At 69.1% G+C, this 16,554-nt stretch carries 12 protein-coding genes; 4 read left to right on the plus strand and 8 right to left on the minus strand.

The genetic code is table 11. The annotated features are described in order from the left end of the window. Positions 1 to 44 precede the first annotated feature (44 nt). Positions 45 to 2,165 carry a type IIA DNA topoisomerase subunit B gene (locus OG584_RS07825; protein WP_405776410.1) on the minus strand — a complete coding sequence of 707 codons (2,121 nt, stop codon included), beginning with the start codon at positions 2,163 to 2,165 and terminating at the stop codon, positions 45 to 47. Positions 2,166 to 2,357: 192 nt separating this feature from the next. On the opposite strand from OG584_RS07825, the gene OG584_RS07830 reads away from it, so the two are divergent. Together OG584_RS07830 and OG584_RS07835 are read left to right on the plus strand one after the other, a co-directional pair. Beyond that, positions 2,358 to 2,600, plus strand: a complete 243-nt coding sequence (locus tag OG584_RS07830; protein ID WP_405776412.1) for a hypothetical protein — start codon at positions 2,358 to 2,360, stop codon at positions 2,598 to 2,600. After that, the gene (locus OG584_RS07835) at positions 2,597 to 2,827 is read left to right on the plus strand and encodes a hypothetical protein (RefSeq protein WP_405776414.1); all 231 of its coding nucleotides are present in this window, start codon (positions 2,597 to 2,599) and stop codon (positions 2,825 to 2,827) included. The genes OG584_RS07830 and OG584_RS07835 overlap by 4 nt, the downstream gene beginning before the upstream one ends. A gap of 164 nt (positions 2,828 to 2,991) precedes the next feature. Here the strand turns inward: OG584_RS07835 and OG584_RS07840 are convergent, their stop codons facing one another. The 7 genes from OG584_RS07840 to OG584_RS07870 all read right to left on the minus strand — a co-directional run bounded on the left by OG584_RS07840 (position 2,992) and on the right by OG584_RS07870 (position 13,205). Next, on the minus strand, positions 2,992 to 3,819 hold the full coding sequence (locus tag OG584_RS07840; RefSeq protein WP_405776416.1) for a S1 family peptidase: 828 nt from the start codon (positions 3,817 to 3,819) through the stop codon (positions 2,992 to 2,994). 144 nt (positions 3,820 to 3,963) lie between these two features. Then, a complete protein-coding gene (locus OG584_RS07845) occupies positions 3,964 to 5,511 on the minus strand; it encodes an RNA polymerase sigma factor (protein ID WP_405776418.1) in 1,548 nt (515 codons plus the stop codon). A gap of 331 nt (positions 5,512 to 5,842) precedes the next feature. Further along, positions 5,843 to 6,781: a FadR/GntR family transcriptional regulator gene (locus OG584_RS07850; protein ID WP_405776420.1), complete on the minus strand. Its 939-nt coding sequence runs from the start codon at positions 6,779 to 6,781 to the stop codon at positions 5,843 to 5,845. A gap of 105 nt (positions 6,782 to 6,886) precedes the next feature. Beyond that, positions 6,887 to 8,785, minus strand: coding sequence for an ATP-binding cassette domain-containing protein (locus tag OG584_RS07855; RefSeq protein WP_405776422.1), 1,899 nt, complete (start codon positions 8,783 to 8,785; stop codon positions 6,887 to 6,889). A 99-nt stretch (positions 8,786 to 8,884) separates the two neighbouring features. Further along, positions 8,885 to 9,655 (minus strand): NUDIX hydrolase, encoded by a 771-nt coding sequence (locus OG584_RS07860; protein WP_405776423.1) that lies wholly within the window; start codon positions 9,653 to 9,655, stop codon positions 8,885 to 8,887. A 95-nt stretch (positions 9,656 to 9,750) separates the two neighbouring features. Continuing rightward, entirely contained in the window at positions 9,751 to 11,787 is a 2,037-nt protein-coding gene (locus tag OG584_RS07865; RefSeq protein WP_405776425.1) for a glycogen debranching N-terminal domain-containing protein, read from the minus strand. A gap of 122 nt (positions 11,788 to 11,909) precedes the next feature. Then, on the minus strand, positions 11,910 to 13,205 hold the full coding sequence (locus OG584_RS07870; protein WP_405776427.1) for a DUF4192 domain-containing protein: 1,296 nt from the start codon (positions 13,203 to 13,205) through the stop codon (positions 11,910 to 11,912). A gap of 110 nt (positions 13,206 to 13,315) precedes the next feature. Here OG584_RS07870 and OG584_RS07875 point away from each other — a divergent pair, with 110 nt between their 5' ends. Continuing rightward, positions 13,316 to 15,484 carry a RecQ family ATP-dependent DNA helicase gene (locus tag OG584_RS07875; protein ID WP_405776429.1) on the plus strand — a complete coding sequence of 723 codons (2,169 nt, stop codon included), beginning with the start codon at positions 13,316 to 13,318 and terminating at the stop codon, positions 15,482 to 15,484. A 215-nt stretch (positions 15,485 to 15,699) separates the two neighbouring features. Then, entirely contained in the window at positions 15,700 to 16,338 is a 639-nt protein-coding gene (locus tag OG584_RS07880; protein WP_405776431.1) for a hypothetical protein, read from the plus strand. The last annotated feature ends 216 nt before the right edge of the window (positions 16,339 to 16,554 follow it).

Consider the following 16,554-nt stretch of genomic DNA (forward strand, 5'->3'; position numbering starts at 1 on the left):
AGCTTGCGGCTCCACCCACGGGTGGAGATGGACCGGCGCGCGGCTCAGACGTCGATCCGCGAGCGGTCGAGTGTCGCGGCGGAGCTGGTGATGAATTCCTTGCGGGGCGCGACTTCGTTGCCCATCAGGAGGTCGAAGACCTGCTCCGACGAGTCCAGGTCGCCGATGTTGATCCGGCGCAGCGTGCGGAACCGCGGGTCCATGGTGGTCTCCGCGAGCTGGTCGGCGTCCATCTCGCCGAGGCCCTTGTAGCGCTGGATCGAGTCCTTGAAGCGGACGTTCTTGCGCTGGAACTCCAGCAGCTTCTGCCTCAGCTCGTTGTCGGAGTACGTGTAGACGTACTTGTCCTGCCCCTTCTTGGGCTGGACCAGCTCGATGCGGTGCAGCGGCGGCACCGCCGCGAAGACCCGGCCCGCCTCCACCATCGGCCGCATGTACCGCTGGAAGAGAGTCAGCAGCAGGATGCGGATGTGCGCGCCGTCGACATCGGCATCGACCAGCAGCACGATCTTGCCGTACCGCGCCGCGTCGATGTCGAAGGTCCGCCCGGAACCCGCCCCTATGACCTGGATGATCGCGCCGCACTCGGCGTTCTTCAACATGTCCGAGACCGAAGCCTTCTGAACGTTGAGGATCTTGCCCCGGATCGGCAGCAACGCCTGGAACTCCGAGTTCCGGGCGAGCTTGGCCGTACCCAGCGCGGAATCCCCCTCCACGATGAACAGCTCACTGCGCCCCACATCATCACTGCGGCAGTCCGCCAGCTTCGCAGGCAGCGACGAGGACTCCAGCGCCGTCTTCCTGCGCTGAGCGTCCTTGTGCTGCCGCGCCGCGATCCGCGTACGCGCCGCAGCCACAGCCTTCTCCAGCACCGCCCTGGCCTGCGCCTTGGAATCACGCTTGGTGGAGGTCAGGAACGCCTTCAGCTCCCTGGCCACGACACTGGACACGATGCGGTTGGCCGCCGAAGTACCGAGCACCTCCTTGGTCTGGCCCTCGAACTGCGGCTCGGCCAGACGCACGGTCACCACCGCGGTCAGCCCCTCCAGCGCATCGTCCTTCACGACATCGTCCTCCGCGACGCGCAGAAGCTTCGCCGAGCGCAGGACCTCATTGACGGTCTTGGTCAGCGAGCGCTCGAAGCCCGAGACATGCGTGCCCCCCTTGGGCGTCGCGATGATGTTGACGAAGGACCTGACCGTGGTGTCGTACCCGGTGCCCCAGCGCAGCGCGATGTCCACACCGAGATCACGCGTCACCTCGGTGGGCGTCATATGACCGCGCTCGTCCAGAACCGGCACGGTCTCCTTGAAACTGCCCTGCCCGGTCAGCCGCTGCACGTCACAGACGGCCTTGTCCTGAGCGAGGTACTCGCAGAACTCGCTGATGCCGCCGTCGAAGCGGAAAGTCTCCTCGGTCTTACCCGCACCCTCCAGGGCGCGCTCGTCGCGCACCACGAGAGTCAGCCCCGGCACCAGGAAGGCCGTCTGCCGGGCCCGCTGGTACAGGTGGTCCAGGGAGAGCTTGGCATCCTTGAGGAAGATCTGCCGGTCCGCCCAGTAGCGGACACGGGTCCCCGTCCTGGCCTTGGGGACACGCTTGCCCTTGAGCAGGCCGTTGGACGGGTCGAAGGGGCTGTCCGGGCCCCCCTCGGTGAAAATCCCGGGAACGCCTCGTCGGAAGCTGATGGCGTGGGTGGCGCTGTTGCGGTCGACCTCGACGTCCAGCCGGGCGGAGAGAGCGTTGACGACCGAGGCACCCACACCGTGCAGTCCGCCGGAGGCCGCGTACGAGCCGCCGCCGAACTTCCCGCCCGCGTGCAGCTTGGTCATCACGACCTCGATACCCGAGAGCCCGGTCTTGGGCTCGACGTCGACCGGGATCCCCCGGCCGTTGTCCCGGACCTCGACGGAGCCGTCCTCGTGGAGGATCACGTCGATGTGGTCGCAGTAGCCGCCGAGAGCTTCATCGACCGAATTGTCGATGATCTCCCAGAGGCAGTGCATCAGCCCGCGGCTGTCGGTGGACCCGATGTACATTCCGGGCCGTTTGCGGACCGCTTCAAGCCCTTCGAGTACGAGCAGGTGCCGCGCAGTGTAGTTGGAGCCTTCACGGTCTGCACCGCTCAGCAGCGCAGTGGAAGGCACGGACGTATCGGCGGTCACGCGGTTCGCTCCTCGCTGAATTTATTTTGGGGCCCAATGGGTATGGCCCGGACGTCTGTAGCTCGTCAGAGCCTATCGAGCCCTGGTAGAGCCGTTGTTACGCCACCCTAGAAGAGTCGGGCGCCAAACCTGCATCGTACACCTGTTCGATCGCTCGATGGAGTGAAGCAGACATCACGTTCCCTTCGAGGCATGAACCATTTAGGCTCCGGGCACGTCCTCATCAACACCGGCAGCCAGCCGGGAGGATTAACCGAAGACAAGCAACGCGAAACCGTAAAGCCACCGCAATACGGCTTATTCGCCGCCAACCGCCAGCAGACAGCCACCTTGACAAAAAGTTTCAAGGAAAAGCCACGAGCGGGAACGTTTTGGGCCTGGTTGGATGTTGACCCTGGTACGACAGCTCGTCGAGCTAGAGAAGAGGCGACGTGACTACTGTTCTGACCCCCGCGAGCCAGCTGACGGCCGCTGACCGCTGCGACCGATGCGGCGCCCAGGCTTACCTGCGCGTTGTCCTCGCCAGCGGTGGCGAACTGCTCTTCTGCGCCCACCACGGTCGCAAGTTCGAGCCAGAACTCAAGAAGATCGCCGCGGACATCCAGGATGAGACGGATCGCCTGACGGCCGTCCCGAACCATTCCGAAGAAGAGGACCGCTGACACCTCGCACCCACCGACGAGCAAGGACCGGTATCAGCCCGGTCGACGGGCGGCCTCGCCTGCACCCAACGGGAGAGGCCGCCCGTTCTCACACCCGGGCCCCGGAGAACACCGGCGGGGCCCACACCCCTCGCACCCGTTGAGGTGGACGGCCACCGTCCACCTCAGCGATGCGACACCACGTCCTGCCGCATCGCGGACATGCGCGTGTAGACACCCGGGCTGTTGGCCCTGCCGCAGCCCGCACCCCACGAGACCAGCCCGATGAGCAGGCCACGGGCGACCAGAGGGCCCCCGCTGTCGCCCTGGCATGCGTCATGACCGCCTCGGGGTTCACCCGCACAGAGCATGGTCGACGCCTGGAAAGTGCCACTCGCCGACCCGGGGTAAGCGGACGCACACTGTCCGTCGGGCAGAACCGAGACACGCGTGGCATGCAGCCCCGATGGATAGGCCCCCGTACCCACCGTGTCGCCCCAGCCATAGACAGTCGCATCGGCCCCGGCCTGCTCAGCCGGATCGTGCGGGCCGGCGATCGCGATCGCGTACGAACGGGGCAGCGCACGGGAAAGCGTCAGCACGGCGAGATCCGCCGCGTTGCTGACCCTGTTGTACCGCGGGTCGGTCCATGTGGACCTCACCCGGATCTCGCGGCCGGCCGTCGTACGCAGGTCGCTGCGGCCCGCGACGACCGCCAGGTCATGCACCTGGCCCAGCTGGGCCCCGAGCACCTCCTGACTCAGACAGTGGGCCGCCGTCACCACCTCCTGGGGTGACACCACCACTCCCCCGCAGAACTGGCCGGAACGACTCCCCCCGAAGCGTTCACGGCTCGATACCGCGACTGCCCAGGGGCTGTCGCTCACGGACACCCCCTGGCCGCCGATCACCGCCCTCTCGGCGGCGGACGCGGACACGGGAGCACTCAGTGGCAGCGCTGTCGCAGCCAGCGCCAGCACGCCTGTCAGTGCTCGGACGATAGGACGGCACATACGGCTCCCTGACTCTACGATGACCATGTCTCACTCAGAGTGAATCAGTCTCGTGGAGCACAGCCCCGCACCGCAAACACACAGCGGGTCCGCATCTCTCCGGTTCGAGAGATACGGACCCGCTGCGGCGCGCCCTGTGGCCGACTAGTCGAGGTAGTCGCGCAGCACCTGCGAACGCGACGGGTGACGCAGTTTCGACATGGTCTTCGACTCGATCTGACGAATCCGCTCTCGCGTCACGCCGTAGACCTTGCCGATCTCGTCCAGGGTCTTCGGCTGACCGTCGGTGAGACCGAAACGCATGGAGACCACGCCCGCCTCACGCTCGGACAGAGTGTCCAGGACCGAGTGCAGCTGCTCCTGGAGGAGCGTGAAGCTGACGGCGTCGGCCGGGACGACCGCCTCGGAATCCTCGATGAGGTCACCGAACTCGCTGTCGCCGTCCTCGCCCAGCGGCGTGTGCAGGGAGATCGGCTCACGGCCGTACTTCTGGACCTCGATGACCTTCTCAGGGGTCATGTCGAGCTCCTTGGCCAGCTCCTCCGGGGTGGGCTCACGGCCCAGGTCCTGGAGCATCTGGCGCTGAACGCGCGCGAGCTTGTTGATGACCTCGACCATGTGCACCGGGATACGGATGGTGCGGGCCTGGTCTGCCATGGCGCGGGTGATCGCCTGACGGATCCACCAGGTGGCATACGTGGAGAACTTGTAGCCCTTGGTGTAGTCGAACTTCTCGACGGCACGGATCAGACCGAGGTTGCCCTCCTGGATCAGGTCCAGGAAGAGCATGCCGCGGCCCGTGTAGCGCTTCGCGAGCGAGACGACCAGACGGAGGTTGGCTTCGAGGAGGTGGTTCTTGGCGCGTCGGCCGTCCTCCGCGATGATCTCCAGCTCACGCTTGAGCTTCGGCGCGAGCTTGTCGGCATTGGCCAGCTTGTCCTCGGCGAACAGCCCGGCCTCGATGCGCTTGGCGAGCTCCACCTCCTGCTCCGCGTTGAGGAGCGGGACCTTGCCGATCTGCTTCAGGTAGTCCTTGACGGGGTCCGCGGTGGCACCGGCGACGGCGACCTGCTGCGCGGGTGCGTCGTCCTCGTCGTCGTCGGAGAGAACGAAGCCCTTGGCCTCGCCGCCCTCTTCCTCCTCCTCGCCCGACTTGGCAGCCGGGGTCTCCTCGGCGGCCTCGTCACCGTCCTGGAGCTCGTCGGCGTCCTTCTTGGAGGCAGTCTTCTTTGCCGCGGTCTTCTTGACTGCCGTCTTCTTCGCGGCGGTCTTCTTGGCGGCCGTCTTCTTGGCCGCGGCCTTCTTCTCGGGCTCGGCGTCGTCCGCCACGGCGTCCACACTGTCGGCGGAAGGAGCGGCAGTGGCCGCCACAGTCCTCGCCGCGGTCGACTTGACCGCAACAGTCCTGGTGGCGGTGCGCTTGACCGGGCTCTTCGCTGCGACGCTCTTGCGGGGGCGCTTCGGCGACTCCGCGGCACTGACCATCAGAGTCACACCCTCTTCCTCGAGGATCTGGTTGAGGCTGCGCAGAACGTTCTTCCACTGGGTGGCCGGAATCTGGTCAGCCTCGAAGGCCCGGCGCACGTCGTCGCCGGCGATCTGCCCATCAGCCTTTCCCCGCTCGATGAGCGCCATGACAGACTCGGACTCGGCGATCTCCGGCGGGAGAGTACGGGATGTGCTGGCCGACACGAACAACCTCTCGAAAGGATGGAAACGGCTTCCGGCTCCGCCCTTGACGGGCCTGGAACCGACGACCGCCGGCTGGGGATGTACCGACGGCGCGGGCTGAACCTCGGAGCTGTACAGCGCCGCCTACGACGCCTGCATTCCCTCTTCGGCTACCACCTCTTAGGTCATCGCGCTGCCTCGAGGAGTGTTACGCCCAATCCGCGTGGCCCGAGTCACACCCGATTCGCGACATATGGTTCCTCAAGGGACGCATACCCATAATCATGCCGCCGGACCCACCGGGGATCCGGCGCCACAGGGTTCAGGCACGCGCTCCGGCCGCACTGCGCGATCAATGCACGCGGGGCGCGGGAACGACGCGCTCCACTTCCGGGTGGACGGTCAGCAGTTGACGCATGGCCGCCTCTGCCGCCTGCGGGTCGTTCGCGGCAAGGGCGTCTGCGATGCGCGCGTGGTGGACGAGAGAGATCTCGGTGGGGCGGTCACACCCGGTGACGGGTCCGCCGGAGACCTGAAGGGCTCCCGAGACGATGCCGGAGAGGTGTTCCAGCATGCGGTTGCCCGCAAGCTGGATCAGCAAGGCGTGGAACTCGGCATCCGCCCGGGAAAAGGTGATCGAATCACCCTGAGCGATAGCGTGACTCATGATCTCGACCATGTCCGCGAGGCGCTGCTGCATGTCCTCGCGCCCATGCCCGGCGGCGAGACGCGCGGCCAGCGGCTCGATCGTCCAGCGCAGCTCGTTCAGCTCACGCCGCTGGTCGTCACGCTGCGGCCCGAACGCCCGCCACTCGATGATGTCCGAGTCCAGCAGATTCCAGTCGCTGACCGGGCGGACCCTCGTACCCACATTGGGCCGGGCACTGACCAGACCTTTGGCCTCAAGAACACGCAGCGACTCGCGTACGACCGTGCGCGATACCTCGAAGCGCTGGCCGATCTCCTCGGGGACCAGCGGGCGGTCGGCGCCCAGATCGCCGGAGACGATCATCTGACCGAGCTGCTGGACCAGCTGACCGTGCAGACCGCGACCGCGGCTGCCGGTCGCGCGCCGGCCGGCACGTCCCAGCTCGGCGTCGCTACCCCAGGAGGGAGCCCCGGCACGGCCGGCGCCGGGTGTCTCAGCGTACGGATAGCGGTCGAGTTCACCTGAGCCTGCGAGGCCGGACTCGGCAGTGCGGGCGTTGGTCATCATGGAGTGCGCAAGGGTAGTCACGCATCCTTTGTCGGCGCGCCTTGGGCGCCCCTTGAGGTCTTTGGTGAAAAGCACACGAAAGGGTGATCATCGACCTCGCCTCAATTGACGCCTTATCGGAAAGAAGCGGGCATTCCCCCTGGAGTTACTCATAGACCGCCGCGAAAGGGACCCGGGCGTTCACCAACGGGCCCTGCCGCGAAGGCCGGTGAACAGATACGCGCAGAGCAGTGCCGAGAGCGACAGCGCAAGGGCCGCACCTACGGGCTGGGACAGCAGACGGAGCGCCGCGATGAGCCATCGGTCGGCCTCGTGCGGCCATACCCAGGCGAGCTCACGGAGCCGGGCAGGAAGCCCGGCGGCGGACCGCGCCGCTGGTGCCGCCAGCACCATCCGCACCAGTGGCACGACGGCGACCGGGACGGACAGCACGGCGGCCAGGCCCGCGGTCGTGCTCCTGAAGACGCCCGCCCCCAGCAGCCCCGCCCAGGCGCAGCCGACGGTCAGCCCTGACCAGCCCACGGCCATCGACGGCCAGTTGTGCGGGACGGCGCCCAAATCACCGCCGTACACCAGACGGAGGGCTCCGGCATCGGTCACGGCGGTGAGCAGGGCCAGCAGGAGAGCCGCCCCACCCGATACCGCGAACTTGGCCGCCAGCAGGCCGAACCGCCTGGGAATACCGCCGAGGCCGACGGCGAGTGCCGGGTACCTGAACTCGTCCCCGAACGCGAGAGCGCCGAGCAGCCCGGCCGCGAATGCCGCGGGCGGCAGCGGAAGCAGTCCCGGCCACGCCATCACCAGATGGGAGAGCGGCCCCTGTCCCATTCTGGCGAGCACTACAGCAACAGCTACGGAGATGACAAGGACCGCGCTCGTCACGAGGAGCGTAGTCCGGATGCCGAAGACCCGGCGCAGCTCGTAACGGAGCGGCCTGATCGGCCCCCTGGCAGGGGCAGGGATGATCACCGGCTGCTGGTCGGCGAGTTCGGATCGCGCCGCGGCCAGCGACTGGAGTTCCGGAAGGGACGACCGGGCCGCCAGGGCGGGGACTTCGGCATCAGGGCCCCCCGGGGCCGGGATTCCCCGGGCGGATTCATCACGGGGGAACGCACCGTGGGGGGTCGCCTCGGAGCCCGGCGCTCCGGAATCGAACGGCGCGGTCAAGGACGCACCGGCAGCCGGGGCGCCCGGCTCATTCGCCGGACGCATGTCGCCGGTCTCGTCGGCGAGCTGATGGATCAGCACTCCGTGCCGGAAGGCCGTCTCTCCGATTTCGGCGCAACTGCTGCCGTAGACGGACAGCCGGCTGCCGCTCTCCGCGACGACCTCGACGGAGCGGTGCCCTTCGCGGGCCTCACGCCCCAGCAGACCGGCCAGCCGGGCGGTGTGAGGTGTGCGTACGGCGACCCGGGGGCGCAGCCGGGTACGGGCGAACTCGGCTCCGTCCTGGTCCGCCGCGAGCCGTCCGGCTTCGATGGTGACGACATGGTCGGCCGTGCGGGCCGCCGCCTTGGAGTCGCTCGTGGTGTACAGGACCGTGCCACCATCGGCGGCGTGGGCCCGCAGCAGCCCGTAGAGCCAGTTGCTGTCCTGCGGCGAGAGCCCTTCGGCGGGCTCGTCCAGGAGAAGGGTCTGCGGATCGGCGAGCAGAGCGACTGCGAGGCCGAGCCTGCGGTCCATCCCGTGGGAGAGCACGCCGAGCCGCTGATCGGCGAGACTGCCGAGGTCCACGGCTTCGAGCAGTTCGCCGGCGCGGGAGGCAGGTACACCCACCGCGGCGCAGAGCATGCGGAGTTGCCCTCGAACAGTGCGCGCAGGGTGTCCGGGGACGTCACCGAGCAGAGTGCCCACTTCAGCGGCGGGTCGGGCGATCCGGTGCAGCGGAAGGCCCCGGAAGTACGTGATGCCACGCCCCTGCTCCAGTTCGAGCATCAACCGCAGGGCGGTGGTCTTGCCGGAGCCCGGAGCGCCGAGGAGTGCCGTTACCTGCCCGGGTTCGGCTTCGAAGGTCAGATCGTCCACCGCGGGCGGCAGGTCCCGGCGGGGATGGCTGGTGAGTCCGATGGCCTGGAGCATCGCTTCTCTCGCGGGTAGCAGGGCCGCTGATGACTCAGACGGCTACCGGAGCAAGATAACGCGACATTTAGGACTTTTCGTGCATGTTCGCGCCGACCCTCACACCTCGGGACGAAGCATCGGGGGGTTGAGCAGCGTCGCGCCTCCCGCTCTGAACAATTGCGCGGGCCGCCCGCCCTGGCGGGTCGTGGTACCGCCCGAGGGCACGAGGAAGCCCGGCGTGCCGGTGACCTTGCGGTGGAAATTGCGGGGATCGAGTACCACGCCCCACACGGCCTCGTACACCCGGCGCAGCTCGCCGACCGTGAATTCCTGGGGGCAGAAGGCAGTGGCCAGTGAGGAATACTCGATCTTCGACCGGGCCCTCTCGACGCCGTCCGCGAGGATCTGAGCGTGATCGAAGGCCAGCGGGTCGGCAGGCTCTGCGACCCTTCCGATAGCCCCCTCCTGCCCCAGCAGGACCTCGACGGGCGCCCACCGGGCACTGCGGGCATCACCTCCGGCCCTGGGAGCAGGCAGATCGGGGGCGAGCGCCAGATGGGCCACACTGACGACCCTCATACGAGGATCGCGCTTCGGATCGCCATAGGTGCCCAGCTGTTCGAGGTGGGCACCGTTGCCTCGGACCGGGACCGGCGCCGAGGGATCGAGGGCGCACAGCCCAGTCTCCTCGGCCAGCTCCCGCGCCGCTGCGGCCCCCAGGTCCTCGTCCGTCTTGACGAAGCCGCCGGGCAGAGCCCACCGCCCCTGGAAGGGCGCCTCTCCCCGACGTACGGCCAGTGCGCACAGCGCATGACTGCGCACCGTGAGCACGACCAGGTCGACGGTGACAGCGAAGGGCGGAAAGGCCGACGGGTCGTAGGGCGACATGGCATGATCATAGTCGTCTCTCTGACGATAAACACGCCCTTCGGGATTCGCGGTGTTCTGCGATTCCTCCGCCCTCTTCACTCCTCATACCCCCCTCACAGCCCCAGTTGGAGCCCGGCCGCGGCTTCCTCGACCATGCCGAGGCCCAGCCTGCTGACGCGCACCGAGAAGGGCTCCCCCGCGACGCTCAGACCCGACAGTTGGATCGCGCCGAGCGGGGTAGTGCTCATCGGTCTGAGCGCGACGGTCCCTGCCGGGACATCGGGACGGACACCCGCGAGGCCGGTGAGCAAATGGATCCCGGCGGCCGCGGACACGGCCGCCGGACGGCAGGCCGCCGGATGCGGAAGAGGCACACTGTCCTCGGTCCGCTGCACCCCGGCGTACATCTCCGGGAGCCGATAACCGAAGGTACTGGCCGCGGAAAGAACTCCATTGAGCAGCGAGGCCGCCTCCCTCTCGAACCCTGAGGCTGCCAGGCCGGCTACCGCGAGCGCCGTCTCGTGGACCCGCACGGCGCCGCCCCGGTGTCCGAACGGGTTATGCCCCTGCTCCCTGGCTCCGAGGCTGCGCAGGCCCCAGCCCGAATCCATCGCCGGACCGCCGAGCAGTCTGGCGACCTGTTCCGTCCGCACCTTGTCCAGCAGCCCCTCGGCGAACGTGCCGCCGCCCAGCAGGCCTGTGTCCAGGAGGTGAGCCGTGCCGGAGCCCAGATGCGGGACCAGCCGGCCATCGGGCGTGCGCGCGGCCGCAGGTCTGCCCCCGGTCCGGTCCTCGATCCAGAATGTCTGCCGGAACCCGCTGCGAAGGCGGTGGGCCCACTCGTGCCAGGCATCCGCGCCGGGCCGGCCGCATTCGCCGAGCAGTTCGGCCGCCAGCATCGCGGCTCGGTGGGCGTGCGCCTGAGTTTCCGCACGCTGAAGGCCGCCCGCCCCGGGCTCGCCGAGCCGGCTCTCCCCGTCAGCCGCCGCACGCAGCCAGGCCAGACAGCGTTCGGCTGCGGGAAGGAACTCCGCCACCTCACGCTCAGGCAGGCCCCAGCGCCGCGCTTCAGCCAGCAGCACGGGAAAGAGCAGCGTGGCCTCCACCCCAGTACAGGTGGGTGGCAGATGAGGCCCCGCGTCCCTGAGGGGCCCCGGAATACGGCCTGCGCCCGGCCCTGTCCCCCCGAGCTGGGTACGGGCGAGTCCGCGCAGCGCGGCGGCTGCGAGACGGGTACCGAGAGGGAGTGTCATGCGGGCTGCCCAGAGAGTGTCCGCGGGCGAGAAGCCGCAGCGCCACGGGACGCCCGCCACCGGATACACGTCGGCGGGGTGGCTCGGATCACGGACCAGCATCGCCCGCAGGTCCTCCAGACTCATGCGCAGCAGGGCCTGAGCCCGGGGGTCGTCGCTGTCGGCCCGCGCCTGGGACAGCACACCGCCGGCCATCGGGCGCGCGGGGCGGGCCGACACGTCCGTACGGATCCGGAGCTCGATGTCCGTCGATCCCCCTGGAGGCACTTCCAGTTCCCATCTCAGCGAGCCCGCGGCAGCCAGCGCGTCATCGGGTGGAGGATCGGCTGTGACGACCGCCTGGCACCCCTCTCCCGTCCAGCGCAGACCAGCTCCGTGAACACCGGCGGGCAGCTCCGCTCCCGGGGTACCCGCCGCGACAGCTCCCAGAAACGCGAGGTCCGTACCGAGAGCGATCTCCACCGGAACCCGCAGGACCCGGTCGGACGCACTTCGCAGAGTGATCCGCTCCGTGCCATCGGCTGAGCGCAGCCGCTCCACGACCAGCTCGGGGTCGGGCCCCGCCGCGCCGGGCAGACGCACCACCGAGACGAACCGGGCGCGGCCGGCTGCGATCAGACTTCCTCGAACGGCGACCGGTTCACGTCCCGACACCCGGACGTGGCACCGGGAGAGAAGCCTTCGTCCCGACTGGTAGTAGCCATCGAAGCCCTGGCCCGTGAGTTGCCCGTGTTCAGGGGAAATAGCGAGTCCTGGAAGGCCGACACAGATCAACGCGTTGTGCACGGAAGGCAGTTCGCCCCGTCGACGCGTGCCTGCGGGGGCGGGCCCCGAAGCCGGCGTCCGGGAGCGGCTCCCAGCGGCTCCGCTGGTTCCTGAAGGGACGCTGAGAGCCATGTCCCGCCTCCTGAGCGCTGCGGCCGGTTGCGGCGGAGTCCCCGGCGCCGTCCGCCGCGCACCACCACCCAGGTGAACGGCACCGGATGCACCCGGGTCACGCCCGCACCTGTGTCCCGCTCTCATCGCCCGGCTCGCGTGCCGCGCTGACCGCCGCGGCGGCGTGCACGGCTGCGCCCCGCAGATGCCCCCGGCCGGGCTGTTCCGGCAGGCGCGTTCCTGCGGGCGGCCGGGGGCTCGGCCGGGGTCTGACGGCCGCTCCGGGAAGCTGCCGTTCCCGGCGCCACCCGGCTGCTTCGCTCCCGGCGCAGGCAGTGCCGGAGCGTCTCAGGGTCGAGTCCCTCGTTGCATGCCTGGTGAAGCAGCCGGGCGAAAACGTACTCGGGATCCAGGGCAAGGGCGCGCCCCAGCGCGACCCGGGCACTTGGTTCGTCCCCGGTCGACCAAGCCACCCAGCCAGCGAGAGTGAGCGGCGCCGCACCGTACTCGGCGTACGGGCCGACACACCGGCGGGACAGGGCCCGCCACAGCCGCAGGACCGATCCGGCGGCCGGCCCTTCCATCCACTCGGCGGCGCGGTCACGGGTCGTACGGTCCTGGAGCCCGAGAAGGACCGATGCGGCCTCATCATCGGTGATGAGCTCGTCGTCCGCACTATCAGCCTCGGCCCAGCCGGGCGCCTGTGGCGTCCGTTGGATGCGGCGAACGAGTCGCCGGGCCACGTCCAGCGTCTCCTGGCCGACCCGGTCGCGGTCGGTACCGGCCAGGATCCTCGGCACCAGGACACCGGCGGCCTCGTCCAGCGCGCGCTCCTGCGCCTCCGTACGAGGCTGCTGCCATGGAGCCAGCCTGGCCTCCATCTCCTGCAGGGATCCGCGGACCTGGATTCCCGCGTATGCCGCGGCCGCAGCCATCACCGAGGTGCCGGGCAGGGCCATGGGATTCCCGTCCGCCGGGCAGCACCGCGCGTCAGGGCAGCAGTACGAGAAGAACCTGCCGTCCGAGATACAGAGCGCTTCGGGGACGGGGACGTCCCGGGCACCGCACGCCGTGCGCAGATGCTGAGCGAAGGGGCGAAGCCGCTCCATGACGTCCGCTGGGGTCTCTCCCGCGGACGGGTCCTGGCACAGAAAGACGATGACGCCCTCCGGCCGCCGGCCCCGGCGCTCGCTACCGCTGACCAGTCCTTCGGCCAGCTGATCGGCGACCGGCTGCCACTCCTCCGGAGAGCGGGGGATTCCGAGCCTGAGCCTGCCTCCGAAGCGGCCACGGCGGCCGTGCAGCGCGACCATCACGACCGAGTCGGTCGGGCGGAAGCCCAGCAGATAGGGCAGTGCGTCAGCAAGCTCAGCAGGACCGCGCAGCGTGACCTGTTCCTGGACGGGCGAAGGACTGTTGGTTGCGTCGTGCTTGTTCATGGCTCGAAGATCCCGCGGTTCTCCCGAGTCCGCGACCCCTGTGGATAAAGTTATCCACAGGCTGACCGCCTCATTCGCGCATTGTCAGTGCGATCGGGTTGCATGGGGGCATGACCAACTCAGACCGCTCCGGCCTCAGGGCAACGGCCGATTCCGTACTGGCCCGTCTCGTCGGTGACCCCACGGGCGCCGCCACACTGCGCGAGGACCAGTGGCGTGCCATCGAGGCCCTGGTGGCCGACAAACGCCGGGCACTGGTCGTTCAGCGGACCGGATGGGGCAAGTCCGCGGTCTATTTCGTGGCGACATCGCTTCTGCGGGCCCAGGGCAGCGGTCCCACCGTGATCGTCTCACCCCTCCTTGCGCTGATGCGCAATCAGGTGGAAGCGGCGGCGCGGGCCGGCATCAGAGCACGCACCATCAACTCCTCGAACACGGAGGAGTGGGAGACGGTTCAGGCCGAGGTGGCCGCGGGCGAGGTGGACGTACTGCTGGTCAGCCCAGAGCGACTCAACAACCCGGACTTCCGCGACGGGGTGCTGCCCAAGCTCTCAGCAGCCACAGGCCTCCTCGTGGTCGACGAGGCACACTGCATCTCCGACTGGGGCCACGACTTCCGCCCCGACTACCGGAGGCTGCGCACCATGCTCGCGGAGCTTCCACCCGGCGTCCCTGTCCTCGCGACCACGGCCACAGCGAACGCCCGCGTGACCGCGGACGTCGCCGACCAGCTGGGTACCGGCGCCGGTACCGACGCGCTGGTACTGCGGGGACCGCTCGACCGGGAGAGCCTCAGCCTGGGCGTCGTCCGGCTCCCGGACGCCGCGCACCGACTGGCCTGGCTGGCAGATCACATCGACGAGCTGCCGGGCTCCGGAATCATCTACACACTGACAGTCGCCGCCGCCGAGGAGGTAGCCGCATACCTGCGCCAGCGCGGGCACACCGTCTCCTCGTACACCGGAAGGACGGAGAACGCGGACCGTCAGCAGGCGGAGGACGACCTGCTCGCCAATCGTGTCAAGGCGCTCGTCGCGACCTCCGCGCTCGGCATGGGCTTCGACAAACCAGACCTCGGATTCGTGGTGCACCTCGGTTCACCCTCCTCTCCCATCGCGTACTACCAGCAGGTGGGCCGCGCGGGCCGCGGCGTCGAGCACGCGGAGGTCCTGCTGCTCCCCGGCAAGGAGGACGAAGCCATCTGGCAGTACTTCGCCTCGGTCGCCTTCCCGTCCGAGCAGCAGGTTCGCCGCACTCTCGATGTGATGGCCGAGGCGGGAAGGCCACTCTCGCTGCCGGCCATCGAGCCCCTGGTCGAGCTGAGGCGTACCCGCCTGGAGACGATGCTGAAAGTCCTGGACGTCGACGGTGCGGTGAACCGGGTGAAGGGTGGCTGGACCACCACCGGACAGCCCTGGGCCTATGACGCTGAACGTTACGCGTGGGTAGCCAAACAGCGGGCGGCGGAACAGCAGGCCATGCGGGACTACGCGTCGACCGCCGACTGCCGGATGGAATTCCTGCGCCGCCAGTTGGACGACGAGGAGGCGGCGCCCTGCGGTCGCTGTGACAACTGCGCGGGCGGCCGGTTCACCGCGGAGGTTTCGACTGCGGCACTCGACGGGGCGCGGGGTGAGCTGAGCAGGCCGGGCGTCGAGGTGGAGCCGCGGAAGATGTGGCCCACGGGGCTGGCTGCTGTCGGTGTCGACCTCAAGGGGCGCATCGCCAAGGGCGAGCAGGCGTTTTCCGGACGGGCACTCGGCAGGCTCTCGGACATCGGGTGGGGCAACAGACTGCGGCCGATGCTCGCGCCGCAGGCTCCCGACGGCCCGGTGCCCGACGCCGTGGCGGATGCCGTGGTGACCGTACTGGCCGACTGGGCGCGGGGGCCCGGTGGTTGGGCTTCGGGCGGGCAGGACGCCCCGTCGCGGCCGGTGGGCGTCGTCACCGTCGCCTCGCACAGCCGTCCCCAACTGATCGAGTCGCTCGGCCGACACATCGCGGATATCGGACACATGCCCCTGCTCGGCCGGGTCGAATACGCGCAGTCGGCCTACGAACGGATTCCACCGAGCAACAGTGCCCAGCGTGTGCGAGCACTGCACGAGGCCTTCGCGGTGCCGCCCGGACTGGCGGAGGCCCTCAGCTCTGCCGAGGGCCCTGTCCTCCTCGTCGACGACCAGTCGGCGAGTGGCTGGACTCTTGCCGTGGCAGCACGCCTGCTGTGCCGGTCAGGAGCGAAGGGGGTATTTCCGCTGGTCCTCGCTGTTCAGGGCTGACAGCAGGAATCGCCGGGGACCTCGATGGGCAGGGATATGTGAGCCATACCCGAAGATTCCTGCCGGTCGCACGACTTGTTCGTTGCCGCCCGCCGGTACGGCAGGAAGAATCAGGACTGCTCCCCGCGCGGCCCGCCGGCGATTCGGAAGGCTGTGTCCCGGCGCGCCTCAGCCGACCCTGCCCGCGCCTCGGGCGCGTACGCGAAGGGAGGACGGTGACCTCCGAATTCGCTCCGTCCGCCGCCATCGCCACCTCTTCGACATCCACCGCCATGTCCACCGACTCGGTCAACCGGATCGGGCGACTGCTCGAACCTGCCGAATGGGCCGCCGCGGGCATACCCCTGCTCCGCAGCCCCCGTGGCGTGGTCAGCGGCCTGCACTCCAGACATCGCCCCACGTTTTCGACCGCCGTCGTGGCCGTGCTCGATCATGAGGAACGGGTCGTCGCCAGTGCCTCGTTCAAGCGTCGCACCACACCTGCCGACGGCTGGGACTTCCGCAACGCACTCCTCGCCCACCTGCGCCGGGTCATCCCGCACGACCTTCGCCGCCGCACACCGGTCCGCACTGCGGTATTGCTCTACTGCCGCGAGGGGGAGGGACGGTGGACCGAGGAGGACGGTGCCTGGATGTGGGGGCTGCGCGACGCCTGCACACTGCACGGCCTGCGCTGCGGGGCGTACATCACACTCACTCCGGACGGCTGGCAGGTGCTTGGCGAAGACCGTGGCGGGCGACGGCCCAACTCGCGTTCCGGTCCGGCCGCCGCCACCGGTACCGAGGCCGACTCTCTCTCGGCGCCGCTTCCTTCGGGGGCAGCGGCCGCCCTCCGCCGGGTCGCGACCCGGTGATTCCCTCCGCCGGGCGTCGCACACTCGCAGTCCGCACCCCCCGTCCGGCCACGGCAGTCGGCAGTCGGCAGTCGGCAGTCGGCAGTCGGCAGTCGCTCAACGACGGCCGCACCGAAGCCAGTTGAGGAGCGTCTCGCGTCTGCCGCTCATGCGAGCGGAAACGGCTCTGCCCGGCCTCCGCGTTGTCGCGAAGGCCGGGCAGACGGGGGCCTATGG

This window comes from Streptomyces sp. NBC_00859 (assembly GCF_045161865.1).
GTDB lineage: Bacteria > Actinomycetota > Actinomycetes > Streptomycetales > Streptomycetaceae > Streptomyces.